This is a genomic window from Bacillus sp. MUM 13 (genome assembly GCF_001866725.1).
Lineage (GTDB): Bacteria > Bacillota > Bacilli > Bacillales > DSM-1321 > Peribacillus.
In genome coordinates this window covers 13,824-35,621 of the sequence record NZ_MLYQ01000049.1, presented here as the reverse complement: position 1 = coordinate 35,621, position 21,798 = coordinate 13,824, and the positions used below count along the sequence as shown (strand labels likewise).

Genomic DNA, 21,798 nt, shown 5'->3' with positions numbered 1-21,798 from the left:
AACGGCATTATGCTATTACCAAAAAAAAGATGTAATACTTTCTTAATATTCCCTTCACAAATGTTTAACAGAAAGGGAGTAGTGTAGATTGTGAACGAAACATCCCGAGGAGGCTTCCATATGAAACGATTCCAGTTTGCTAAAGCTATCAATGTAATGAGTGCAGCTGCTTTGGGGACCATGCTTGCAATGTCGCCGGCTGTTCATGCAGAAGAGAAGAATTCTAAAGGGGAAACAAAAACACCGATTAAGCATGTTGTTGTCATATTTGGAGAAAATGTGTCTTTTGACCATTATTTTGGCACCTATCCTTATGCGCTGAACGTGAAAGGGGAGCCTGCATTTACCCCTAAGGCCAATACACCTGATGTAAATAACTTATTAACACCTAAAGATTATAATAAAACGCAGCCGGATATTTCTAAAACCAATTTGATGACAGATAATCCTAATACTTCGAATCCTGCCCGTTTAGATCGTTCTCAAGCGATGACAGCTGATATGGATCATAATTATCATGATGAAATCGCAGCAGCGAATAACGGTAAAATGGACAACTTTGTCAGCGGGACAGGAAAAGGGTCACGCCAGGTAATGGACTATTATGATGGAAATACAGTTACGGCTTTATGGAATTACGCCCAAAACTTCGCGATGAGCGATAATTCATTCGGAACGGGCTACGGCCCATCCACACCCGGCGCGCTGAACCTTATTTCCGGTGAAACCCACGGTGCATCTCTATTTGACAAAGCAGGCAAAGAGGTCAAATCAGATATCCTGAATGAGTATGAAAACAGGACAGTAACGGGTGATCCTAATCCGCATTTGGACAAGGCCTCAACGGGTGTGACAGCCCAAATGGACGATACCAATAAAAACGCCGGCGATTTGCTTAATGAAAAAGGAGTTACCTGGGGCTGGTTCCAGGGCGGATTTGCTGATCCTGCCGCCAAACATAAAAATATCGGCGGTGCAGATGTGACAGACTACAGCCCGCATCACGAGCCATTCCAATATTATAAATCAACCGCTAACCCAGATCATAAGGCACCAAGCTCTCCTGACATGATCGGCAAGAGTGATGGGGCGAATCACCAATATGATATGAAGGATTTCTGGAAAACGGTCGATGCAGGGAAGATGCCGAGCGTAAGCTATTTGAAAGCGCCAATGTATCAGGATGGACATGCCGGGTATTCAGATCCGCTGGACGAGCAGCACTTTATCGTAAACACCATCAATCATCTGCAAAAGACACCAGAGTGGAAGGATACGGCTGTTGTGGTTGCTTATGACGATTCAGACGGCTGGTATGATCATGTGTATTCACCTGACAACGGACAGACCGTAGAATCAGGCAAGGCTGGATATGGCCCAAGATTGCCGCTGCTTGTCGTCTCGCCTTATGCCAAGAGTAATTATGTGGACCATACATTAACAGATCAAACGTCTATTCTCAGGTTTATCGAGGACAACTGGAGCTTAGGCCGCATCGGCGGAGAATCTCTTGATGCAAAAGCAGGCAGCCTTGAAAATATGTTTGATTTCAGCAAGAAACCGAGCAATAAAAAACTGTTCCTTAATGAAGAAACAGGACAGCCTGTAAAAGGGAAAGATGAGAAAACGGAGCATAAGCATCATTCCCAACATCATCATAATCACTAAATGAGAATTCACTAACGGTAGCTGTCCAAAATAGAATGTTCCGCATCGAATGAATTCTGGTGCATCACTAGCTATTAGTGGTGTGCCTTTTTTGTTTTTAAGACCTCTAAATGACCTCATTATTTACCGCACTAATCCAAAATAGTTAATTATTTATAACAATTATTACACTTAACGGGTAGAATAGTTGAAAAGGGAAACGGATATGAAACAAAGATGTCCTTAATGCGTATGTATGAATAAGGCGGTGAAAAAGGGGGCATTTTATTGATTCAGTTTTTTCTAATTGTAGGGATAGTAGGTATCATTATTTCAGGTGTTTTTATCGGGGCTTGGGTTGATGGAGACCGTCAAAGAGGAAATTTTTATTCAGAAACCCCAGAAGACAGAAGTTCCAGAACGAAAATAGCATTAATATCTGGTATCGCAGGCATAATTTCTTTATTAATTTCTGGGTTAATTTATTTCATATTTCAATAACAGATTCTAAAGTGCTTTACTTTAAAAAGAGAGTAAAGCTTTTTTCTTGTTCAACTAAATGGCAGGTCTGTTTAATAAGAGCCCTAGATTTTATATTGTACTTTTCCATATTTTTAACAATATGCATAATGACCCCAAAAAGATAAACTATGCATATAGCATTCTGAATAAAAACACCCTAATAGGAAAGAGTGGTATTTCATGGACATAGATTGGCAATTAGATATTCTACGTGCTTTGGATGGGAAAATAAGCGATATTAGTGAAACCAAAAATGGCTTTTTACTAACAGTGGAGGCTAGTACCTTTGAACCTTATTACTCGCACTCTGTTTTTAAATGTGAATTACATAATTGTAAAGAGTTCCTTCTGAAGTTAAACGGAAGCATAAATATTAAGGATATAGATGAGTTCAAGAAGTATGAGATAGAAATCAATAATACAGAATTTGAAAACAATAAACTTGTTGTTAATTGTCTAAATAAATGAGAGATGGTCTGAAATTCACATTGAGACAGAGACTATAAAGGTGTACGACGAATTCAATAAAGAAATTTCGCCTTTAGACTTTTTAATCATGCAGAATGAATTATGCAGCACAGGGATAGGGATTGATTTTCATATTGGAAATTCCATAAAGGATATCTACGAAGATAGTGTAAAATTTGACGAAAAGGTGCTTGGATATCTTCGGAACCAGGAACAATATTGGCAGAGATATAAGAACAGGGGTCCAAATAAAGATATTGATTTACTCATTGGTTTAGATGAGTATGGAGATAAAATTTTTACAATGGATGAAGTAAATATGTTGATAAAAATACGCGACAATTTATGCAGTACATACAATACAGATAATCTAATCGACCTAAAAATTAGATATTTTGCCATGAAACTAAAAGAGACGTGTGAAGAAGCGAAACTAAAAAATAGGAGAATAATAGCAGTTGGTGATTAAAGTTTTTTATTCCTTCTATAATGTTTTCTTATGCAACTATCAGCCCAGGTTTGTTGAAATGTAATATATGCCCATATGAGAAATAACCCAAAAATAAAAGGGGAACAGTGTATGAATAATGAATTTGAAAAGGCCATAAATTTACTGAAAAATAAGGATAATGAAACTTATCCGACATTTGCTTACTCTGTGTTAAATAATTATATTCCTGGACAGGTATATATGGATGAATTGAAGAAAACTGTTTTAGTCGGAACTGATTCAGGTATTTTTATTGTTGGTGGAGACGAAATGAACAATGGTCTTGATAGCATATTTTTGGAAATTTTTAGAAGTAGAAAAAATGAAAAAAAGCGATTCACTTTGTTTTCTCCATCAAAAGAATGGGATCAAGTTATAGTTAAGTTGTTTGAAAATGAGTTAAGACCCGTGCATAGATATTCTTTTCATTTTAATAAGGATACATATTCAAAAATAAAAAAGGGGAAATTACCCCATGATTTTATAGTAAAGAGAATAGATGAAAAAATAATTACTGAAAGTCTGGAGTTTAATGAATCTTATTATAATGAATATTGGGGTTCAGTATCAAATTTTCTTGAAAATGGTTTTGGTTATTGTTTGCTACATAATGATACTGTTGTAAGTGAATGTACATCTATATTTAGTTCATCACAATTTGCTGAAATTGATATTGCAACTAAAAATAAGTTTAGAGGAATGGGCTTAGCTCAAAATGTTGCAGAGATATTCATTGAACATTGTATTGAAAGAAATTTGAAACCCAATTGGGATTGTAATGTTAACAATTTTGCGTCGATAAAGCTGGCTGAAAGATTAGGTTTCGAAAATCCAATGGAATATTCAGTATTCGTTAGAAAGTAAAATCCTGTTTTCGCTAACGGGTATTTTACTCCAATTATAGATGTTGCTAAAGCAACCTTTTTTTTATGGAACTAACGGGCCGAGCAGCCTTTTTCTTATGGAACTACCATGAAAATAAGTTTCTTCAGAATTGGAAAATGACAATAGTTAAGAAGACCCTACTCAAACGTTAAAAAAAAGAGGAGAGCGATAAATAATAAGTCTATGGATTAGGGTTGGGTTGACTGGATTAAGGTCAGTATCAGTATTGACACTCCTAATCATTTTCATTCTCTGTGGTGAAACGGTGATTTTTCTGCTTCATGGATGGCTAACGGGTCAGTTTAGTTGAAGAAGGATTTTCATTCTCCTTTGTAGAAGGTGAGTAATGTATGTGCATTTCCTTATGAAAGAAGGTTGTATTATGGAGTCTTATCCTTCTGAAATTGATTTCATTTCTCTATTTGAATGTCTTCCAGTAAAGAAAGATGTTGATGAACTGTTCGAATATAATGAATCAACCTTCAGGTTCAAGGTTAATCAGCATAAATATGAGGTTATCGTTTGCCCGTTTTATAATCAATTTGGGTTATTAGTACAAGAGGGAAGTATGGTTATTGGAAGATATAATTTTCAAACGGTAAGTAAAATCGAAATACTTACCGATAAAAAGGATGAATCTTCTATACGGTTATTTTTAGATGATGATAGAGAAAGGTTTTTAATGATTGCAGAAATTACCTTCAAACCGAACTTTAAGATTGAAATAAAAGAAACGTTTGTTTGATTATATTTAAGAACTGGCTGCCCAAACCGGTAGCCTTTTTATTGAACTAAAGGAGCTCAATACCTGTAATGAATGTTCTTAATGAACAAACGAAGCAGGTTACTTGAAGAAGGATTTACATTAAGATGTAGAGAATAACTCAATAATTGAAAGTTCTTTAAAGGAGATAATGTGATACATTATGGAATTGACTTGTAGATTAGGCAAAATAGAAATGCTACTACCCGATGCATCAATTTCATATTTCTTTATTGATGAAGATTTAGCTGAACTGTTTAAATTGGAAACAAATAATGAGGCATTAAAACTTCTACGCAAAACAGCCAGAGAAAAGATAGAACCCAATATATATAAGCGTATTGGTTTTGATTACGAATCGAGTGCGGTTATTATACGTACGACAAATGCTGAAACGATATTGGAGATAGCTTTAGTTATAAACGACCTTGCTAATGTGACCTTATCCGAAGAAGAAATAAACAATACCAAAAACCAATTACTCTCACACAAAATACCCAAGAAACAAAAATGGAAAGTGGGAGATATATTCCAAATCCCACTAGAGAATGGCACATACGCTTTTGGTCAGGTGGTATGGAAAAGCTATACACAGCCAGTTTGCGGTTTATTTGATATTAATAAAACGAATGTTCCAACCTTAGAAGAAATCATGAACTATCCTTTCATTTCAGTGCTTTCGTTAACACCTAGTTCATTAGATAATCACAGATGGAAGGTACTTGGTAATATGCAAGTTAAGATTCAAATGGAGGATGTCCCTAGAAAATTTAATGGAACGCCTTGTGCTGGTGCTATGAGTTTTACTGATGGAATCCTCGAAGACTTAGCAAATGCATTTTACGGGGTTACACCGTGGAACGTATCCGCTGAAGAGGATTATTTCGACCGAATTTTATTACCTACAGTGAAACGTCCTTCAACTGCAAAAGTTTTATCGATTTCCGAAAGGAACATTTATCGGAAAGAGAGAAAATGGGATTAAATATCTTTGCTATAGCAGATTGTGAAGGAATGTACTTAAACTAAAGGGTAGTTTAGTACAAGAAGGCTTTTTGAAGTAAGGAAGAGAATAATTGTAAATATGCAAAAGAAAAAAATAGCGGGGTGTGCCTTCCCGAAGAGCAAAGAGAAGGGAGCATAAATCCTCATTGCCGGTGAAACAGCCGGGGACTTATACTCCCTATATATCAGTGTTCTGGTTCGCTGCCCAAAGCTTCCGGAATCATCGTGAAGCCCTCGATCACGGCATCTTCTTCCACTTCGATCATGAGGTAGCGTTTTCTGTCAAACATAATTTGCTTTACATACCTTAAGTCTTGTGGACTGATCGAAATGTTCGCCGCTTTTGTGTTAATCTTAATCGATTTGGACGTATATTTCGGAAGGATGCTGCTGGCTTTAATCTCATACTTGTCATCGTCGATGATTTTTTGGTAAGCTGACTCAACCTTTTCCGAATCAATGTCCTCAAGGCCGCTCAATTTTAGTACCCGTTCCACATCTTTGGCATCTAATCTCGGCGGCTCTTCCTCTTCTTCATTTTCTTCGATTATACGGTGGATCTCTTCATACACATTGGAAAGCGCGGAGGTGCTTAACTGATCCCCTGTTATGTCTTTCACGATTTCTTCAAAAATGATTTTGTCATCTTGTGCCGTCATTGTTTCTTCGCCGTTTAAGACTTCTTCAATGAACGCATGGTCAGGCTCGTGAACCTTGCCTGCCGAATAGAGAACGTGATTGACGTCTGCCGCGTTTTCGGTGAAGCAGGGAAACAAAAAGCCTGAAATCGGAGCCTTTAGGTTGATAATGGGGTCCACGACAAAGTGATATTTAAATTCTTTTTCTACATAGTCGAAAAGCAGCTCTTTCTTCGGCTCCTGTGTGTTATTGATGCTGCACAGAATAAACGGGTGGGAATAAACGGTATCCCGTTTGCTTGTCTCGTCCTCTTCATTTCGCCGCTTCATGGGTTTAAAATATTCTCCGCGAATGAAAGTGACGACGATATCCTTCTCATATTGGCGGAGTTCCAGCATTCTGCCAACAATGTGGTGCATTTGCTCTGTCCAGCCGTCTACATCAGGGCTCAGCAATCCTTGATGCAAAATGAGTTGGCTGTTCTCTCCCCCGTCCCGCTTGAACTTTAACTCAAAGAGCTTTTCATCCAATTGACCGGCTAGCATTTTTTTGAAGTTATTCATGAATAACTCCTGCTGTTCCTGGTCGAGCATTTCAAAAGGCTGGCTTTCATGATGATAAATGTCACTGGGTTCCTTCGTGATATAAACATTAAAGATATCGGAAATGGTGAGTAAATCATTTCCTGCTTTGAATTGTTTTCGAATATGTGCAATGTCTTTTTGGTTCATGCTTGCATTCACTCCTAAGTTGACCTGAATTGCCTATTTACTAGAATAACAAAGCTTCATATCATTTGAACATACTTTTCTATCGATCGTCCACAGCTCCTGAAGGGAAGGAGATTGATTTATTTAAAGTAAGGTGTATTTGATTTATGAACCAACTACTTTGTGAAATATGCTACTTAAACTATCGGGTGTTTTAGTAAAAAACGGATATCAAAGAAAAATGAGCTTGGAGATAAATTTTCCAGCTCATTTTTTATGTGTATTTTTAAATCAATCTTTACCTTTAACATAGCCTAAATTTAATATGTTGTAGTAGTAAATGAGGTCATATGTGGTACTAAAAAAGGATAGATAAAACGGATTATAAATGCTTTTACCTATCCTTTTCTTTTACCTCATATAATGTGGAATTTTTAAAAAAGGAGTCAGGTCCTTTTTGGCGTGAAAAAGAGCTGATTGTTAAATATATGAAAAATTATCATGTGATAACATTTACAAACTTTTATCATTCACTGTTTTTTAATAATGCCTATTTGCTCATGACTTTGGGAGCCGGTTTAGGTAACAGGCAAAAATTATACCATCATAGAATTAGAGAAACCTGGATGGTCTTGAGGTTTCTTTGCATATCCCATCGGTTTTTCTTGGCACAATGCTTGTGTGTACTTTGGACTATGGCATGAGCCTTGAATGGGATACTAGTTATATGGTTCTGGATAAAAAGTCGAAAAAAGGTATATTTCTATTTTACAAAAATTTCATGAAAGCTACATATATTGGAAGTAGTCTATAAAAGTAATCTATTAACAAATAAAAGGCAGGAGTGAAAGTGATGCTAAAAAAACTTAAGAAAAAGAAAAGGCTGCTTTATGGCCTTGCCTTCAGCACTGCACTTATTGGCTCAGCGGGTGCTTATGCTTCACATGAGGGTGCATTTGGAAGCAATCTTGTCGGACAACTTGCTGATGGTTCCGTTCAGACTCCTGTTAACCAGCTGATCACACCTGCCGGGAAGCAGATTGAATTCGGTGGAAATCCTATTTCGGCTGCTGTGAACCCAAATGGTAAAACGGCTGTCACCTTGATTGGCCGGAATAATTACGGCGGCAATGGAATTAACGTTGCAGACCTTTCAACAGGAAAACTGATTAAGGAAAACTTCTCTTTGGGCCTTACAAGCATGTGGGGATTAGCTTATTCAAAGGACGGAAGCCAGCTTTATGCAACCGGCTCTAAAAGCGGGACAGGCAAGGTCGTTGTCATGTCTATTGCCGGGGACGGAACCCCGAGCATCCAAAAGACTTATAATCTTCCAAAACCGGCTGCCGGAGGAAATATCAACCCGCTTGACTTAGCGGTAGGGCCACAGGGACAGCTGCTCGTAGCACTGAACCGGGATAACAGCCTTGGCGTGATGGATCCTAAAACAGGTACACTAACAGCTAAGATTCCGGTTGAAAATGCCCCTTCGAGTGTATTAGTTGACGGAGATACCGCCTATGTAACCAATCAGGGCGGGAGAACGGCCAAGGCAGGGGATGCGACAGTCGATTCTTCGGGAACGCAGGTTGTGGTTGATGCTAAAACCGGCGCGACGAATACTGGATCTGTTTCGGTTGTTGATCTTAAAACAAATACAGTGGTTAAACACATTGAAGTCGGCGTGCAGCCTGAAAGAATGGCTCAATCAGGACAATACATCTTCGTAACCAACACCAACAGTGACAGCGTCTCTGTCATTGACTCCAAGACAAATAATGTGGTCCAAACAATAGACATCAAACCATATCCGAACAGCCACAAGGGATCTGCACCAAATGCCGTGAAGATGGCGGATGGTAAATTAATGGTCAGTCTTGGCCGTGATAACGCGATTGCTGTATATGACTGGAAAGGCCCAAAAAAGAAACCTGAATTACAGGGACTTTTGCCAACAGCGTGGTTCCCGGTAGATATTGCTATTGATAATGAAAATAAAAATCTTGTTGTTGCAAATGCAGACGGAATTGGCTCAAGAGGGCCAGCCCGCAATTTAACGATTCAGGGAATCACCGTTTCAGGCCGCTCTTCTTATGCTCAAGTTGGCTCTCTTTCCTTGATTCCATTTCCAAGCGCCAAAGATTTGGTTAAGGGAACAAAGCAGGTATATGAGAACAACAACTGGTATGGTTTGAAGCATTTAAACGCCAAGCCGCGAAAGCATAAAAAACCTGTTGCCATGCCCGAGCGTTCCGGCGAGCCGTCAACGATTAAACATGTGTTTTATATCATCAAAGAAAACCGGACATATGACCAGGTATTGGGCGATCTTGGAAAAGGGAACGGAGAACCAGCTTTAACCCAGTTTCCAAAGCAGGTCACTCCAAACCTGCATAAACTCGCAAACACATACCCGCTTTTGGACAATATGTATACGTCAGGCATTCAGTCAGCAAGCGGACATCAATGGGTGATGCAGGGAACCAATACCGATTATGAAGATAAAGAAACGGATACAGGCAATGTGAAAAGCTATCCGGGAGGTGCCGGAGATGCCATGGCCTATGCACCAACTGGCCATCTTTGGGATCAGGCAGCAAAATACGGCGTTTCTGTCGAGAACTTCGGGGAAGATACGACTGGCTTCACGGGTCCTGAACCATTCGGTAGCTGGATGGACTGGTATAAAGACTATCAAATCCTTTCAGGACAGAAGCAAGGCGACCTTCATGTTCCGGTTGGCAGCTACGGGGCAACCTATGATATTCCATCACTTGGGCCGATTACCTATAAGCCGTTCCCGACATTCGATACAAATATCCCGGATCAGTATCGTTTTGAAATTTTCAAGGAGCAGTTTGAAAAGCATGTGAAAAATCATGACCTGCCGGCTCTGAACACAATGTGGGTGATGGATGACCATACAGCCGGAAATGCAACAGGATCTCCTACACCGCAGGCCATGGTAGCAGACAATGACCTGGCTGTCGGCAAAATTGTGGACCTGATCTCACACAGCCCTTATTGGAAAGACTCGGTGATCTTCATTACGGAAGATGATGCGCAAAATGGATTAGATCATGTAGATGGCCACCGTGAACCTGCCCATGTAATCAGTCCCTGGGTGAAAAAGGGAATCACCAATAGCCACTATTGGACGGTGATCAATATGGTCCGCAGCATCGAACAAATTCTCGGTCTTCCTGCTATGAACCAGAACGATGCCGCTGCTGAGCCGATGAGTGAGCTCTTTACCAATAAACCGGATTTTGCACCGTACAGCTTTGAACAGAACCAAATCCCGCTCGATACCCTAAACGGGCAGCCGGATTCCAATAAAGCTTCACTTGCAAGTACAGATAAAGTGACAAAGCAAACAGAGGAACTTTCCAAGCAGTGGACGGAATGGTCGAACAAAAACAAGAAATTATTTACCGGCAAAAATGCTTCACCGGATGAAGTGAACGCAAACATGCTGAATCATTCCGTATGGTACGCGACTAAAGGCTTTGATAAACCATATCCTGGCGATAAAAAGGCCCATACACCTGCTGAAGTGGAGAAGCAGCCCGAAAGCAGTGCTCCTTCACCTGCTGACAATGACTGATCATTAGAAAAGAAAGAGACATAACAAGCAGCTTCCGTTAAAGGTAGCTGCTTGTTTTTAAGACTCGCTCGAATGAAGCGGGATTTCGCTCGAATGGAGCTGGATTTGGCTCGAATACCAGGTGATTTGGCTCGAATCACAGCGGATTTGGACTTATTATCCAAATATTTGGAAAATATCACAGCGTGAACCATTGAATATCCAGCAAAAAACATGATACAAGTAGATTCCGAGCTAATCTTCTCTTTTTTTGAAAAAATCCATATGAATAGGAGGGATTCCGGGATCTTTCATGCCTGGATGCATATATGAAACGATTAATAGAGGCGGCGATGAAGCGTTCCATTCTAATTGTGACATTAATTGTCCTGATCCTCGTTTGGGGCGGTATTTCTGCGATACATATTCAGCGGGATTACCTGCCGGAAATCAGCAATCCCACTTTGATGGTTACTGTTCGTGCGGATGATCTGCAGGCAGAACAGATTAAAACAAGGATAACAGAACCCATCCAGCAGGCAGTCCGCACGGTGGACGGGCTGCTGGATGTGGAAACCAATTCCTTTAATGGAGGGACCTTGGTCAGCTTGAACTTTCCGATGAACTTTGATATGAAGCAGGCTGAAGAACAGGTATCAAAGGCCCTTGATGATGTTAAGATGCCTGCGGGAATTCAAAATCCGACTGTTACCAGGCTAAGTACACACTCTATGCCCATCATACGGATGAGCTTGAGTTCTTCTGGAAATGTTACGGAGGATACGCTGCGGACTGCGATACAAGAAGATGCTGTCAATCGGCTGAAAACAGTGCCGGGTGTAAAGGATGTGCGGGTTTCAGGCGGGGGAAGCGCCGGATATGCCATCAGCATCCGAACAGGAGATCTGAAAAAAGCGGGATTAACCGCCGAAGATGTCAAAAGGTCTCTTGCAGAAAATGACACAACTGAACTGTATGGAAATGTGTCAAACCAGCATATTTCGGTACCTATAGAGGTTTCAGGCTGGGACATCAATCAGCAGGATCTGCTGAAGCTGCCGATTACTGGTGAAAATAAAAAAACCGTATCCTTGTCAGATGTAGCGGATATTTCTAACTCGATCGTGAATCTGGAGACCATTTCAAGGACAAATGGGGTTCCTGGCGTTTTGCTGGATGTGCTCAAAACACCTTCCTCCAATATTACGGATGTTTCAGAGCGGGTCAAAAATAAAATGAAGGAACTTCCCGCCCTGAAAAATAAGGATGTGAAGCTTTCCATCGTATTTGACCAGGGTGAGCAGGTAAATGCATCTCTAAAGGGTCTTTTAAAAGAGGGCTTGTTAGGCTGTTTATTTTCCATGATTTGTGTGTTCCTGTTTTTCCGTAAGGTCCGTTCTACCTTATTGATCGCTATTTCTCTGCCAATCTGCTTACTGCTGACAACGGGCATTTTAAAAACAATGGGAATCAGCTTGAATATCCTTACTGTTTCAGGGCTGATTGTGGCGATGGGCAGAGTGGTCGATGACTCGATCGTCATCCTTGATAATATGAACAGAAAGGTGCATGAAGCTAAAAAAAGCAATGCTTGGCTGTTAACAGACGCCGTGTCGGAGATGATTCCTGCGATTGTCTCATCTACCGCAACAACCATTGCTGTTTACGTTCCAATTGCCATCATTGGTGGCATGGTGAGTGCAGCCTTTTCAGGATTCGCCTGGTCGGTTGTGATTGCACTCGTTATTTCGCTATTTGTTTCCATTTTGATTGTGCCGGCTCTTTATCATCTTTTCTGGAAGGAAAGGCCGCTTGCTTCCGCTGATCCTATAGAGCCGATCGCCCGACGGATGCTTACCTGGGTATTTCAGCGAAAGGGCAAGGTAGCGGCTGTTTTTCTCGCTTTATTTATCATTACTGCGGCAGGCGCAGCTCTTCTTCCGGTTAATTTTTTGCCGGCTGCCAATCAGGCGGGCCAAATCGGTGTGCAGGTTGAAATGCCAAGTACTGCTACACTTTCAGAAGTCGATCATGAAGTGCAAAGAGTAGAAAACATCCTTAAAAAAAATCCTGAGGTGGACTCCTTTTCTTCAGGGCTCGGTTCTTCTTTTACCCCGCAGTCAGATGATGTATTCGATTCAGGAGGGGGATGGATCCAGAAACCGAATATTGCCAATCTGTCCATTACGGTTAAAAAAGGTGAAACTCCAGATGTCTTTATACACAAGCTGCAGAAGCAATTGCATGCTTACTCAAGTAAGGCGGTCTTTACGGTTTCGAATTCAAGCATAGCGGGCGATGATTCGCAGCTGAAGATAAATATCACAGGAGCTGATAGCGATGCACTTGAATCTGCGGCCGGAATCATCCGGAACAAGCTGAAGCTTGTGCCAGGGCTAGCTGTGCAGGGGACGGCGGATGAAGGGGATCATATCACCCAGTATGTGATAGAGCTTAACCGTAAGGCGATTGAATATAATGGTATTAAGGAAGATGACATTTTAAATCGGATCCAGCTATATACCGCTGAAGGATCAAAGGGTGTCATTTCTATTAATCAAAACACCTATCCCGTAGTCCTTCATACCGATTTGCAAAGAGATGCAAATGCTGCCGGCATAGGCTCAGCCAGGGATATTTTTTCTTTAATGGGCGGGGAGACCTTTTTGAATAAAGAAGGAAAGAAAGTACGATTGGATCAGCTTGCCTTACTTATGCCATCAGGTACGCCGGTTATTGAAGAGAAGGACGGGCAGCCTTATGCCGCAGTGACGGCAAACATTGTTTCAAGGGATATTGGAGGGGTGACGAAGCAGGTTAAAAGTGCCCTTGGGGAAATTTCGCTGCCGGGAGGAATACAGTACTCCTTAGCGGGTGCCCCTCAGCAGGTGTATGAAATGATTTATGAAATGGCGATTGCTTTATTCTTTTCCATTTTGCTTGTTCTCTTAATCATCAGTGCTGTGTTTCGGGGATGGAAAGCGCCTCTGTCTGTATTAATGTGCCTTCCATTGGCCTTTATTGGATCGGTCGTCGGGATGTTTCTTTTTAGGATGGAATGGAATCTTGCGGCACTGGTTGGACTTATGATGCTGACAGGGATCGTGGTGACGAACGGAATTGTTCTTGTTGATAAAATTGAGAGAAATATAGCAGCTGGGGTGAACGCAGAAGAGGCCATTTTGCAGGGAACCATCTCCCGTGTCCGTCCAATCCTGGCAACTGCCTTCACAACGATCCTGACTCTCATGCCGCTTGCCTTGTCATCACGGACAGATACGGTTATTTCTCAAACTCTTGGAGTCACCGTAGTCGGAGGGCTGATCAGTTCGACATGTATTAGCTTGTTTATGATTCCGATATGCTATAAATGGATGCACCGGGGAGGCAAAACATCGGTGATTTCTTCCTCTAAAACTGAATTAAAGCAGGCGCGGTGAAAGGTAATATTGCTGCAATGGAACATGGTGGCTGATTTCCGCTTCAGGCTGCTCGCTTTCCGCGGGGCGTGAGGTGAGCCTCTGATTCTCCTGCAGGGTCTCATCTTCCCGCTAATCCCGCAGAAGTCTCGCACCTTGCGCTCCAATCAGCCTGGTTTAATTATGAGATTGCCTCATAGAACTCATAGGAAAAGAGATTATGCAAAAAACAATACATATAAAAACAGTGATATGGATGTCAAAACATGATAGTTTCCGTTATAAGGGTTCCGCTCCTTGCTTGTGAAAAGGAATTGAAAGGTCCTTGAAAAAAGGTTTGTATTCTAGTGAAGAGGACAAGTTGATTAATGTGGAGGGCTGGCCGTATTCCATGGCGCTATCGATGAAATCCTCCAATGTGTGGACAGATTCGGTTACAACTTTTACGAGGTAGCTGTATTGTCCTGCGAGCCGGTGGCATTCCAATACTTCCGGGTGACCACTGCAGAATTCACGGAAGGCTTTGCATCTTTTGGAGTCAAACAAGATAAAAGCGGTAACGTATTTGTGGATTTTTTCCGGGTTAATCACGGCTCTGTAGCCGGTAATGACTCCTTTATCCTCCAGTTTTTTAACTCGTTCTTTCACAGCAGGTACAGACAAATTGATCCTGTGGCCAAGCTCCGTCATGGAAATCCGGGCATCCTCCTGCAGCTGATAGATTATTTTTTGATCCAATAAATCCATTCAAAACAGCCCCCTTAAAATATAAGTCTATGAAGCATAAATAACGTAAAAAATAATGTTTCCATATGTAATTACCTCATAAAACATATGTTAAAGTATACCAATTAGAAATACAATTAAAGGGTAAACAGATTGGAGGGATTAGCTGTTGAATAGTCGTACGCCGCTGCTGATTATTGATGTTCAGAATGCTTTTGATGACCAAAGCTGGGGTAGAAGAAACAACGAAAATGCAGAAAGGAACATTGCCAGATTACTACATTCATGGAGGAAGTCGGGCTGGCCGGTTATCCATATTTCGCATATATCTGATCATCCTCAATCCCTATTTTATAGAGAAAGAGATTCGAGCAGAATAAAAGAAATTGTTTTGCCTGAACCGGATGAAATCATCATAGAGAAGTCTGTTAATAGTGCTTTTATCGGAACGAATTTAGAGTCTCTTCTTCATGAACTTGAATGTGAGAGGTTGATTATTTGCGGATTAACAACGAATCATTGTGTGGAAACGACGACTAGAATGGCAGGAAATCTCGGTTTTGACCCCATCCTAGTTTCAGATGCTTCTGCCGCTTTTGATAGATCTGGGCCTGATGGAAAAACATATAGGGCAGAGGATATTCACCAAATGACCCTGGTGAATCTGCACGAAGAATTTGCGGAAATCTTGACAACAGAAGAAGTATTGAAAAGAGAGAGGAGTTTGAATGATGGGACTTGAAATGAGAACGAACTGTGAGAAATGCGAAAATCCTTTGGATAACCAATCGTTCGCATACATTTGTATCCATGAATGCACTTTTTGCCATGACTGTACAACCCAAATGAGCCATGTCTGTCCGAATTGCGGAGGCGAGCTGGTGCAAAGGCCGAGAGCAGGCGGGGTTTGTCCGATTAACAGGGTTGAATCTTAACAATTTACTGGCCGTCCCTAGAATTGGGATGGCTACAATTTCATGTTTGATAAGAAAGAAAACGATACAATAAATATAAATGAAGAAAAAGAAAAACTTAGTTTTTAATGTAACTAAATTATTATTAGATGAAGTAGCGGCCTCTATTAACGATTTAATTGATTGTAATCAAATGGATTCAATAAACTGTTTTGAAAAGGTGTTATTACTATAACCTTTAGGAGGAAATAGTAAATTATACCAATTCGTGATATATTACCTGTATCAATACTTGAGAGGAGATGGTGTTTTATGACTAATACGTATGTGACTGGATTTGTAATTTTTAGGGAGGTACGTGTTAATTAATCTCATACATTAGGCCTTCCAAAAGTTGTACTTAAACTTTAGGAGGATGATTCTTTGAATATTGAAATGAAAGATTTGGGTTTGAATGACTTTTTCTTAAAAGAGGTAAAACAATTTGAAGACTTTCATATTGGAAGAGTGGCGTCATTATCAAAAGGAATGTATAAGTTAATTACTGATCAGGGTGAGCTAAAGGCTGAGATATCTGGAAAGTTTCGTTTCAAAGCTACAGGAGCAAGAAGTTATCCGACTGTAGGTGACTTTGTTATGATTCAACGAACGGATGAGAATAGTATCATACACCATGTGTTATCTCGAAAAAGTTTACTTGTACGCAAGGAAGCTGGGATGACCCAAGAAACGCAGCTTATTGCCGCTAATATTGATAAAATTTTTATATGTATGTCATTAAATAATGATTTTAATATAAGACGAATGGAACGCTATTTAGCTATTGCATGGGATAGTGGAGCGGTACCAGTAATCGTGTTAACTAAGGCAGATTTGTGTGAAAATATTGAAGCAATGCTAGAGAAAGTATCCAGGGTTTCTATAGGCGTAGATGTTATCGTGACTTCAAGTGTCAATAATGAGGGGTATGAACCGGTTAAAAACTACTTATCTAGTGGTCAGACGGCTGCCTTTATTGGATCATCTGGTGTTGGAAAATCAACATTAATAAATGCTTTACTTGGTCAAGAGCTTATTGAAACGCGCGATATTAGAAATGATGATAAAGGAAAGCATACGACAACAAGGCGCGAACTTTTTCTGATTTCGGGACTTGGTGTTGTGATTGATACCCCTGGTATGCGAGAGTTGGGGGTTCAAAGTGTTGATTTATCAAAATCATTCTCAGATATTGATGAGTTAACTAAGCAATGTAAATTTAATGATTGCCAACATAAGAATGAACCTGGCTGTGCCGTGCAGCAGGCCATTACAGTAGGAGAGCTTTCAAATAAAAGATTACAAAGCTATCAAAAGCTTGAAAGAGAAGCAAGACATGCCGAGCTGAAAGCCGAGAGCCGGGAAAAAGAAAGACTAAAATATATGTTTGATAAATTGCGGGAAACCAAGCGAATTAGGAAAGCTGTTAAGGCAAAAAATAGAAGAAGATAACATAGCATCGATTGACATACAGGTAAGTAGAACAATCGAAGGGGCTAATGCTCAATTATTAGAAAATTCAAATAAGATGTTTGAGAACAAAGAGTGCCTAAACCAGTTTATCTTGTTGCCACCCAGCTATACAGGATTGGATAGGTGGGTGGGAGTCTTTTTTTTAGAATATGAACATCCAGGAATCCTATAAGAGCCAAAATAAAAAATGTAGAGAAAAACATACTTTCTCTACACCTTTATGGGCGGCAATGTTACATTGCCGCCCATAAGTTCTAAGCTTTTACCATCTTGTATCTAAGCAATTATCCGCTGAATGAGCCATATCAGCCCAAGCGCAAAAATACAGGATGATCCAATCTTAAGATAGGTTGGATATTTGAATGCTTTTTGCCACTAAATAGTATAGGCACCAAGATGAGCACAATCACCAATTGAATACATTCAATTCCAAGGTTGAAGTACTGGGGGGAAATTGATGATGAGTACGTTTGTTTATATGGTGAGACACAGCGAGTCGCCAAAGGATGGAAATGAAAGAACAAGAGAATTGACTGAAAAAGGCCATATAGATGCTCAACGAGTAACTGACATATTAAAAGATGAGAATATTGATGCTGTTATTTCAAGTCCATACGTACGTTCTATTTTAACTGTTGAAAAGTTAGCAAAAGAAATAGGAAAAGATATTTTGGTATTTGAAGATTTAAAAGAGAGGATATTTTCTCCTGAAGGCAATCGGGTATCTGACAAGGAATTGGCTCCACTATTAGAGAGATCATTTTCCGAACCCAATTTCACTTTAGAGGGAGGAGAATCAAATGCGGATTGCCAAAAAAGAGCGATTAACGTTTTGAAAGAACTATTAGATACTTTTAGGGATAAGAAAGTTGTGATCGGTTCTCATGGGGCTGTTATGACCTTGATGATGGGATATTTTAATCGTAATTATGACTTGAGTTTTCTAAATAGCACATCAAAACCTGATATTTATAGAATGGAATTCAAAGAACAGGAATTACTAAAGGTTGAAAGATTATGGAGTGAAAATTGTGGAGTTGGCCAATAAGAATCCTTATCAGAATATTAGCATTCCCAGCCGCAGGCCAACAACAGAAAAAAGAACAATAGATATACAATCTGCTGCTCCTTCTTGCCGGTATTGAAAATTAACTTCCGATTTTCATCGTATTTTCATAGGTTTTGCCATTGGGCAGTTCAGCAACAATAGAAAGTCAGCCGCCTTTTAGAAGGGGTCCTTTTCCATCTTCAAAATTGATATTTACATTTGTTGTCGTTGATGGTGCAAGACTGGTAACAGAACCTAGCTGAACGGAACCTTGAGTTGAACCGTTAGGATTGTATACTTTTACTTCATGTATCGTGACTGGTACTTTGCTCATTAATGGCATCAAAATCCATTTTATCAATTCGTTGATACCCAGTACTAGGATCTGCTTCCCATCCGCTTGCAAAGAAACGCAGGTCAGGCCTGCCGGAAACGGTAATCGCTAAGAATTTAAATCTTTTTCAATATGAGATGGATTTTCATATGAGTTAAAGCAGTTCTCGTATCAGCAATTTTTTTTTGAAATTATTTAGTAAAGATAAAAAATCATAAATGATGAGATATTGGAAAAATAGGTGGTTGAATGAAGATAAGAAAAGCTGAGTTAACCGATGCTAAAGGAATAGCGAAAGTACACGTTGAAAGTTGGAAAATCACATATGCAGACATCATCCCAGACAGATACTTAAATAATTTGGTTTATGAAGGACGAGAAAAATTATGGAAAGAAAACATTCCTAATAGCGAGGTATTTGTAGCAGAAAACGAGGAAGGGGAAATTGTCGGATTTTCTTCTGGCGGTAAAGAAAGATCTGGTAAATACCCTGATTACAAGGGTGAATTATATGCTATTTATATTTTAAAAGAGTATCAAGGAAATGGGCTGGGGAAATTATTGATTAAAGCAATAGTTCAAGAACTGCATAAAAATAATTTTCCCTCAATGATAGTTTTAGTGCTTGCGGATAATCCTTCTCGTCTTTTTTATGAGACTCTTGGCGGTAAAAATATAGACACCATTGAGGTTAACATTTCCGGGAAGAAACTCAATGAACTTGTTTATGGATGGGATAATATTAGAACACTGCTCTAAATTTAACATTTATAGGCTTCGTCACATTAGATTAATGATCACTAGTAATTTTTTATCACAGTATTAATATACGATGTACCAGTCACATTAGAAAAAAAAATGTATTGAAGTTATGTGGGTAAAAGGAGAATGCACAAGAGGGCTGGCTTAGCAAAATATGAATTCGAACGGCATTCTTGCCGACTCAAAATCATGGAGGAATGAATATGTCAAAAACAAACCAAAAAATCGTTCCACATTTATGGTATGAAAAGGAAGCAAAAGAAGCTGCCGAGTTTTATGCTTCCATATTCCCGGACTCAAAAATCAATAATGTCACAACCATCAAGGACACACCATCAGGCGACTCCGAGATGGTCTCATTTGAGCTATGGGGACAGAAGTTCATGGCAATCAGTGCTGGGCCTTATTTTAAAATCAATCCGTCAATTTCATTCACAGTTAATTTCAATCCATCGAGAGAAATTGATGCTCGAGAAAAAATAGATGAGGTATGGAACAAATTGTCGGAAGGCGGCACAGCGTTAATGCCGCTTGATAAGTATCCCTTCAGTGAAAGGTTTGGGTGGATTCAGGATAAATATGGATTGTCCTGGCAATTAATGCTTACCAATCCAGAAGGTGAAGAACGGCCTGCTATAATTCCATCACTTTTGTTTGTCGGCGAAAAATGCGGCATGACCGAAGAGGCGATTCATTTTTATTTATCTGTATTTAAGAACGCAAAACAGGGACTTCTCGCCCGTTACCCTCAAGGCATGGAACCTGATAAAGAAGGAACTATCATGTTCTCCAAATTTATGCTGGAAGACCTGTGGTTTTCCGCAATGGATAGCGCACATGAGCATCAATTCAATTTTAATGAGGCCATATCATTCATGGTGTATTGTGACACACAAGAAGAGATTGATTACTACTGGGAAAGGCTATCTGCCGTTCCTGAAGCAGAACAATGCGGCTGGCTGAAAGATAAGTTCGGTATATCCTGGCAGATTGTGCCAAGCGAGATGGATGAGATGATGAGCAATGCCACACCGGATCAGCTTGCACGCCTGACGAATGCTTTTCTTAAAATGAAGAAATTTGATCTAGAGAAATTACGGCAAGCATACAAGGGATAATCAGACTTTGAGAGCTTCTTCTTTTCACGCAGGGCCCCTGATATATACCTAACATAAAAAAGGGTGATTTATTCACCCTTTGCATGTTTAGATATTTTCATTAATTGTATGTCATCGAATGCTTGCTGAAGGTTTGCCATTGTTTTGATCCCAGCAAGGTTCAATCCAAGGCTGACCATGGTTTGTGCCACCTCTGGACGAATTCCTGTGATAATGGTCTGTACACCGGTTAAGGATAAAGCATCGATTACCTTAAAAAGCTGATTGGCCACCATCGTATCAACAATCATCACACCTGACACATCTAAGATAAGCTGGGAGAGCTTAAGCTCAACCGAACGGTTCAAGGTAGTTTCCATGAGTAAATGCGCTCTATCAGTATCTAAGTTTCCAATTAACGGAAGAATACCTACCCCTTTTGTCAGCGGAACAACAGGCACGGAAAGCTCCATAAATGCATTTTTCGCATTTTCAAGGGTCTTTTGATGAAATTCCACATAAGAGAGGCTAAAACTATAAACAGCCTGATCTAACAGGGGATCAATCATATGAATGACATCAAATACAGTGGATGCAGCCATATTTTTGGAGGCTGTTTCCTTTTCGATAGCTTTCCAAATATAGGTCCGGTAATAGCTCGTATCTTTCAATGCTTCGTCCAGCGGTACTCCAAGCTTATAAAAGTATTCGCCGGTTTCTCTTCCCCAATTAAATATTTTTTCATACGTTCTTTCTTTGTCCATATGTTCGATTAACGCTTCTCCAAATAAACCGATGAAATTAGCCCGAATCTCCAAAATATGTGCTTCTATTTGCTGAAATTCCCTTTTTTCATTTTCGGACATTTGCACTCCAGACATCCTGTCGCTATGTACGTTGTGGGCAATTTCATCCTTCTTTTCTAAAATCATTTCCCCTAACAATTTCAAATCATTATTCAATGTACTTCCTCCAAATCTTAATGGAACCACAAAAGTGTTTTTCTATTTTTCACAATATAGTCTATCTATTTTATCATTAATAGAAAAATAATGATATTTTATGGTGCAGCCGCAATGCCTTGGTTAAAAGACGGTCTAGTGGATTGTCCCGGCAATTAATGCTTACCAATCCAGAAGGTGAAGAACGGCCTGCTATCGTTCCATCACTTTTGTTTGTCGACGAAAAATGCGGCATGACCGAAGAGGCGATTCATTTTTATTTATCCATTTTTAAGACGCAAAAATGATTGTTGAAAGCTGCCTGTTCTC

General features: G+C 39.9%; 20 protein-coding genes. 16 read left to right on the top strand and 4 right to left on the bottom strand.

Features of this window, described 5'->3' with window-relative positions; translation table 11 throughout:
• Positions 1 to 120 precede the first annotated feature (120 nt).
• The 7 genes from BIV59_RS13955 (at position 121) to BIV59_RS13925 (ending at position 5,760) form a co-directional block, all read left to right on the top strand.
• Positions 121 to 1,668 carry a phospholipase C gene (locus tag BIV59_RS13955; protein WP_071352077.1) on the top strand — a complete coding sequence of 516 codons (1,548 nt, stop codon included), beginning with the start codon at positions 121 to 123 and terminating at the stop codon, positions 1,666 to 1,668.
• A gap of 267 nt (positions 1,669 to 1,935) precedes the next feature.
• Entirely contained in the window at positions 1,936 to 2,148 is a 213-nt protein-coding gene (locus tag BIV59_RS13950) for a DUF5316 family protein (protein ID WP_083392181.1), read from the top strand.
• A 201-nt stretch (positions 2,149 to 2,349) separates the two neighbouring features.
• Positions 2,350 to 2,637, top strand: coding sequence for a hypothetical protein (locus tag BIV59_RS13945; protein ID WP_071352075.1), 288 nt, complete (start codon positions 2,350 to 2,352; stop codon positions 2,635 to 2,637).
• A gap of 40 nt (positions 2,638 to 2,677) precedes the next feature.
• Entirely contained in the window at positions 2,678 to 3,106 is a 429-nt protein-coding gene (locus BIV59_RS13940; protein WP_083392180.1) for a hypothetical protein, read from the top strand.
• Between the two features lie 111 nt (positions 3,107 to 3,217).
• Entirely contained in the window at positions 3,218 to 3,991 is a 774-nt protein-coding gene (locus BIV59_RS13935) for a GNAT family N-acetyltransferase (protein WP_071352074.1), read from the top strand.
• A gap of 403 nt (positions 3,992 to 4,394) precedes the next feature.
• Positions 4,395 to 4,757 (top strand): hypothetical protein, encoded by a 363-nt coding sequence (locus BIV59_RS13930; protein ID WP_071352104.1) that lies wholly within the window; start codon positions 4,395 to 4,397, stop codon positions 4,755 to 4,757.
• 181 nt (positions 4,758 to 4,938) lie between these two features.
• Positions 4,939 to 5,760 carry an Imm26 family immunity protein gene (locus tag BIV59_RS13925; protein WP_071352073.1) on the top strand — a complete coding sequence of 274 codons (822 nt, stop codon included), beginning with the start codon at positions 4,939 to 4,941 and terminating at the stop codon, positions 5,758 to 5,760.
• Between the two features lie 205 nt (positions 5,761 to 5,965).
• On the opposite strand, the gene BIV59_RS13920 is transcribed toward BIV59_RS13925, so the two are convergent.
• Positions 5,966 to 7,150 (bottom strand): DUF4317 domain-containing protein, encoded by a 1,185-nt coding sequence (locus BIV59_RS13920; RefSeq protein ID WP_071352072.1) that lies wholly within the window; start codon positions 7,148 to 7,150, stop codon positions 5,966 to 5,968.
• 832 nt (positions 7,151 to 7,982) lie between these two features.
• Between BIV59_RS13920 and BIV59_RS13915 the strand changes: the two genes are divergently transcribed.
• Both BIV59_RS13915 and BIV59_RS13910 read left to right on the top strand, forming a co-directional pair.
• Positions 7,983 to 10,736, top strand: coding sequence for a bifunctional YncE family protein/alkaline phosphatase family protein (locus tag BIV59_RS13915; protein ID WP_071352071.1), 2,754 nt, complete (start codon positions 7,983 to 7,985; stop codon positions 10,734 to 10,736).
• A 308-nt stretch (positions 10,737 to 11,044) separates the two neighbouring features.
• The gene (locus tag BIV59_RS13910) at positions 11,045 to 14,155 is read left to right on the top strand and encodes an efflux RND transporter permease subunit (protein ID WP_071352070.1); all 3,111 of its coding nucleotides are present in this window, start codon (positions 11,045 to 11,047) and stop codon (positions 14,153 to 14,155) included.
• Positions 14,156 to 14,413: 258 nt separating this feature from the next.
• Here BIV59_RS13910 and BIV59_RS13905 read toward each other — a convergent pair whose 3' ends face one another.
• A complete protein-coding gene (locus tag BIV59_RS13905; protein WP_071352069.1) occupies positions 14,414 to 14,881 on the bottom strand; it encodes an Lrp/AsnC family transcriptional regulator in 468 nt (155 codons plus the stop codon).
• A 148-nt stretch (positions 14,882 to 15,029) separates the two neighbouring features.
• Between BIV59_RS13905 and BIV59_RS13900 the strand changes: the two genes are divergently transcribed.
• The 4 genes from BIV59_RS13900 to BIV59_RS13890 all read left to right on the top strand — a co-directional run bounded on the left by BIV59_RS13900 (position 15,030) and on the right by BIV59_RS13890 (position 18,334).
• Positions 15,030 to 15,602: a cysteine hydrolase family protein gene (locus BIV59_RS13900; protein WP_071352068.1), complete on the top strand. Its 573-nt coding sequence runs from the start codon at positions 15,030 to 15,032 to the stop codon at positions 15,600 to 15,602.
• Positions 15,592 to 15,795 (top strand): DUF1272 domain-containing protein, encoded by a 204-nt coding sequence (locus BIV59_RS22855; RefSeq protein ID WP_083392178.1) that lies wholly within the window; start codon positions 15,592 to 15,594, stop codon positions 15,793 to 15,795. Before BIV59_RS13900 ends, BIV59_RS22855 begins: the two co-directional genes overlap by 11 nt.
• Before the next feature lie 402 nt (positions 15,796 to 16,197).
• Positions 16,198 to 17,265, top strand: coding sequence for a ribosome small subunit-dependent GTPase A (gene rsgA / locus BIV59_RS13895; RefSeq protein ID WP_139194371.1), 1,068 nt, complete (start codon positions 16,198 to 16,200; stop codon positions 17,263 to 17,265).
• 481 nt (positions 17,266 to 17,746) lie between these two features.
• On the top strand, positions 17,747 to 18,334 hold the full coding sequence (locus BIV59_RS13890) for a histidine phosphatase family protein (RefSeq protein WP_071352102.1): 588 nt from the start codon (positions 17,747 to 17,749) through the stop codon (positions 18,332 to 18,334).
• 166 nt (positions 18,335 to 18,500) lie between these two features.
• Here the strand turns inward: BIV59_RS13890 and BIV59_RS13885 are convergent, their stop codons facing one another.
• The gene (locus tag BIV59_RS13885) at positions 18,501 to 18,695 is read right to left on the bottom strand and encodes a hypothetical protein (RefSeq protein ID WP_139194370.1); all 195 of its coding nucleotides are present in this window, start codon (positions 18,693 to 18,695) and stop codon (positions 18,501 to 18,503) included.
• A 222-nt stretch (positions 18,696 to 18,917) separates the two neighbouring features.
• Here BIV59_RS13885 and BIV59_RS13880 point away from each other — a divergent pair, with 222 nt between their 5' ends.
• Together BIV59_RS13880 and BIV59_RS13875 are read left to right on the top strand one after the other, a co-directional pair.
• On the top strand, positions 18,918 to 19,427 hold the full coding sequence (locus BIV59_RS13880; protein ID WP_071352066.1) for a GNAT family N-acetyltransferase: 510 nt from the start codon (positions 18,918 to 18,920) through the stop codon (positions 19,425 to 19,427).
• A gap of 206 nt (positions 19,428 to 19,633) precedes the next feature.
• Entirely contained in the window at positions 19,634 to 20,548 is a 915-nt protein-coding gene (locus BIV59_RS13875) for a VOC family protein (protein WP_071352065.1), read from the top strand.
• Between the two features lie 68 nt (positions 20,549 to 20,616).
• Here the strand turns inward: BIV59_RS13875 and BIV59_RS13870 are convergent, their stop codons facing one another.
• Positions 20,617 to 21,489: an STAS domain-containing protein gene (locus BIV59_RS13870; protein ID WP_071352064.1), complete on the bottom strand. Its 873-nt coding sequence runs from the start codon at positions 21,487 to 21,489 to the stop codon at positions 20,617 to 20,619.
• Positions 21,490 to 21,632: 143 nt separating this feature from the next.
• Here BIV59_RS13870 and BIV59_RS23275 point away from each other — a divergent pair, with 143 nt between their 5' ends.
• On the top strand, positions 21,633 to 21,776 hold the full coding sequence (locus tag BIV59_RS23275) for a VOC family protein (protein ID WP_205684393.1): 144 nt from the start codon (positions 21,633 to 21,635) through the stop codon (positions 21,774 to 21,776).
• The last annotated feature ends 22 nt before the right edge of the window (positions 21,777 to 21,798 follow it).